The organism is bacterium (assembly GCA_021372515.1).
Classification (GTDB): Bacteria; Gemmatimonadota; Glassbacteria; order GWA2-58-10; family GWA2-58-10; genus JAJFUG01.
On the sequence record JAJFUG010000047.1, the window covers coordinates 1 to 3,079 of the forward strand.

General features: G+C 68.3%; 4 protein-coding genes. 1 reads left to right on the forward strand and 3 read right to left on the reverse strand.

The genetic code is table 11. The features are described 5' to 3' along the window. Nucleotides 1-176: 176 nt before the first annotated feature. The gene (locus tag LLH00_04600; protein ID MCE5270544.1) at nt 177-830 is read left to right on the forward strand and encodes a thermonuclease family protein; all 654 of its coding nucleotides are present in this window, start codon (nt 177-179) and stop codon (nt 828-830) included. On the opposite strand, the gene LLH00_04605 is transcribed toward LLH00_04600, so the two are convergent. The 3 genes from LLH00_04605 to LLH00_04615 all read right to left on the reverse strand — a co-directional run. Beyond that, on the reverse strand, nt 772-1,830 hold the full coding sequence (locus tag LLH00_04605) for a DUF2334 domain-containing protein (GenBank protein MCE5270545.1): 1,059 nt from the start codon (nt 1,828-1,830) through the stop codon (nt 772-774). The genes LLH00_04600 and LLH00_04605 overlap by 59 nt on opposite strands. Before the next feature lie 33 nt (nt 1,831-1,863). Continuing rightward, nucleotides 1,864-2,661 carry a PhzF family phenazine biosynthesis protein gene (locus LLH00_04610; GenBank protein MCE5270546.1) on the reverse strand — a complete coding sequence of 266 codons (798 nt, stop codon included), beginning with the start codon at nt 2,659-2,661 and terminating at the stop codon, nt 1,864-1,866. Nucleotides 2,662-2,893: 232 nt separating this feature from the next. Then, nucleotides 2,894-3,079 (reverse strand): hypothetical protein (locus tag LLH00_04615; protein MCE5270547.1); only part of this gene is annotated, 186 nt, incomplete at its 5' end.

Sequence of the window (3,079 nt, forward strand, 5' to 3'; positions counted from 1 at the left end):
GGCCACCTGAGCCCCTCGGGTGTGGCGCGCCTGGTGCGCGACTCCGGGGCGGCGCGGGCCGTGCTCGTGCATGTCTACCCGCCCTTCGACCCGCTTGAGATGGCCGCGCGCTGCGCGGAGTTTACCGGCGTGACTGTCGAGGCCGCCCGCGACCTGGACTCTTTCGAGGTCTGAGCATGCGACGGAAAAGCTATCCCGTCATCTCCCGCCGCCGGCTGCTCCGCCTGGCGGCCCTGACTGTCGCGGCCGGGATGATTTGGCTGCTGGGCGGCAAAGAAGCCCTGCAGGAGCGTCTCGGTCTGACCCCGCAGGCCCCACAGCCCTTGGCCGGGGAGCGGGTCCGGGTGGCGGCCACGCAGGTGCGGGTGGTGGATGGGGACACGTTCGAGATCGGGGGACGGCGTATCCGGGTGCTGGGGATCGACACCCCGGAAAAAGGCCAGCTTGGGAGCGGGGGCGAGGACTTGGGGCAGAGGGCCAAGGCGGAGGCCGAGCGTATCGTGGCCGCGGCCGCGAGCGTGGAGTACCTGCCCTACCGGGACGACACCTACGGCCGCCTGCTGGCCCACGTGTTCGTGGATGACCGTCTTTACGCCGAGGAAATAATCGCCGACGGGCTGGCCTGGGAGACCGTGAGCCACTACGGCGACAACGGGTTCCCGGAACTCGCCATCCGGATCGAGAAAGCCGCCCGCAACGCCGGACAGCCCTCTTTCGAGCCGCCCTGGCTCTGGCGGCGCGAGCACCGGCGCGGCCGCGAGCCGAACCCGGTCAAGCGTCACCCCGGTCCCTCCGCCGGAGGCGCCGCCTCCGCACCAGCCACCCCGTGACCAGCGCCAGCGCAAGCAGCGGCGCCGCGCACACGGCTACCCCCAGCACAATCAACCGGGCCAGCTCCGGGTTTTCCAGGTACAGCTCCGGCGGCAGGGGACTCAAGACCCGCGGCACGGCAAGCCAGACCTTGCGGTAGAGGTTGTACCGTCTGAACCGCTCCACCGTGTACTTTGGCCCTGTACTCAGCGCCTGGCCCAGACACAGCACCCGCACGGATTTCTGCCCGGACAGCCAGCCGAGAGTGGAATTGACATCGGTCAGCACGGAATCCGTGCGCGCCCTCGACCCGTCAAACAGGCTCGCATGCAGCATCACCACCAGGGCCGCCTCGGGGCTGCCCTGGCTCTGCCAGAGGCGCACCACCTCGCGCAGACGGCCCAGGTTGTCGCAGGTGGCGGGCAGGAACGCCAGGCTGGAGCCCTCCGGGGCCTCGCCGCGCGTCCCGGCGGAAAGACAGGATAAACCGCAGCCCTCCAGCGCGGACACGGTGGACCGGTCATAGCTGTTCCAGGGCGGCACGAAAATCCGTGGCCGCGCGCCGAACGCACTCTCCAGATAGTCCGCCCCGCGCGTGATTTTCTCGGCCTGGGCCTCACGGTCCAGCCCGAAGAACTCGCTGTAGCCCACACCGACAAAATCCGAGCGCCACGGGTGGCCGCCGCTCAGCCCGTTCTGGTGCCTGAGGCCATGCAGGGCCAGCTCCAGGGTGCTGTCGCGCAGGAACGGGCTGAGCGCCTCCGCCCGTTCCGACGGGTAGGGCAGCTCCGGCTGCGGGGCGGTCGAATAGCCGTCCCCGGCGCAGACAATCGGGGTCAGGGCGAACGTGACCCGCGCCCCGTGGCTGCGGAAAACCTCCAGAAGCGCCAGCTCGGCCTCGATGTCGCTGCGCGCCGAGCAGTCATCGTAGCGGAACATCACGCTCAGCTCGGCTGCGGGCAGCAGGGACGGCAGCAGCAGGGCCAGGCAGACAGCCGCCATTTTTGTCAGACCGGACATCGCAACACCCCGCTCAGCCTGGAATGCAGTTGTTCAACCGCACAGCGCGGCGCGCAGCACGGTCACGGCCTGTCCGGCCAGACGGACCCTTGTCCCGCGCGGCTCCACCCGCACCACTCCTCCGCGCTCCGATGCCTGAAACCCGGTCAGATGATCTTTGCCCAATTTTTCGGCCCACCAGGGGGCCAGGCAGCAGTGGGCCGAGCCGGTCACCGGGTCCTCATCGATCCCGCAGGCCGGGGCGAAAAAGCGCGAAACGAAATCGTACTCGGAGGATCCCGCCTGGGCTGTCACCAGCACCCCGCGGCTGGACAGGCCGGCCAGGGCGCGGAAATCCGGGGTCAGCGCCCGCACCGCCTCCTCGCTCTCCAGCACGCAGAACCAGTCGTAGCGGCATTTCAGCACACTGACCGGTTTCTCCCCCAGGGCTTCGGCCAAGCCCTCCGGCGCCTGGGCGGGCTGAGGCGGGTCGGCGGGAAAGTCCAGCTCGACCCAGCCCTGGCTGCCACGGGAGGCGCGCAGCTCGCCGCTCAGGGTGTCGAAACGCAGATCCGCGCCCTCGGTCTCCAGGCCCTCGCTCCAGAGGATATGGGCCGCGGCCAGGGTGGCGTGACCGCACAGCTCCACCTCCACCCGCGGGGTGAACCAGCGCAGGCTGTAATGTCCGCGGCCGCCTAACAGGAACGCGGTCTCGGAAAGGTTCATCTCCGCGGCCACTTTCTGCATCCATTCCGATGGCCGCTCCGTGCCGGGGAAACAGACCCCGGCCGGGTTGCCCCGGAATGGCGTGTCCGTAAAGGAATCCACCTGGAAAATCAACGTGTGCGGCATTTACGTACCTCCGGTGACATTTCCCTCGGGGGCGATTCACGAATTGCCCCCGAGTTTTTTCAGTACGGCCCCATGGATCAACCTTTTTATTCGTGCAGGGGCGGACCCATGTTTCCGCCCGGGCGCACACACGGGTGCGCCCCTACAGAAAATATCTTACGGATAAACCGGCAGTGCTTCTCGGATTCCTTCCCACCCCAAACAACGACCATTAACATCCACGCCGCTCGCCTTATTCACCAAGCTTTAGCCGCAGCAGGCCGGCCGCTCCCAGGCGCGGAAGACGCACGCTCAGTTCGGCTCCCTTACGCTCCAGGGGGCACTCCACGGGCGGCTTGTCCCAGTCCTCCACCGCCAGCCAGGCGGCCCGCCTGATCCTCGCATTCTCGGGCAGGCGCAGGCTGACTGTCTGCCCCTG

Coding starts and splice junctions, on each gene's coding strand:
- LLH00_04600 (MCE5270544.1), top strand. CDS start 177: ATGCGACGGAAAAGCTATCCCGTCATCTCCCGCCGCCGGCTGCTCCGC.
- LLH00_04605 (MCE5270545.1), bottom strand. CDS start 1,830: ATGTCCGGTCTGACAAAAATGGCGGCTGTCTGCCTGGCCCTGCTGCTG.
- LLH00_04610 (MCE5270546.1), bottom strand. CDS start 2,661: ATGCCGCACACGTTGATTTTCCAGGTGGATTCCTTTACGGACACGCCA.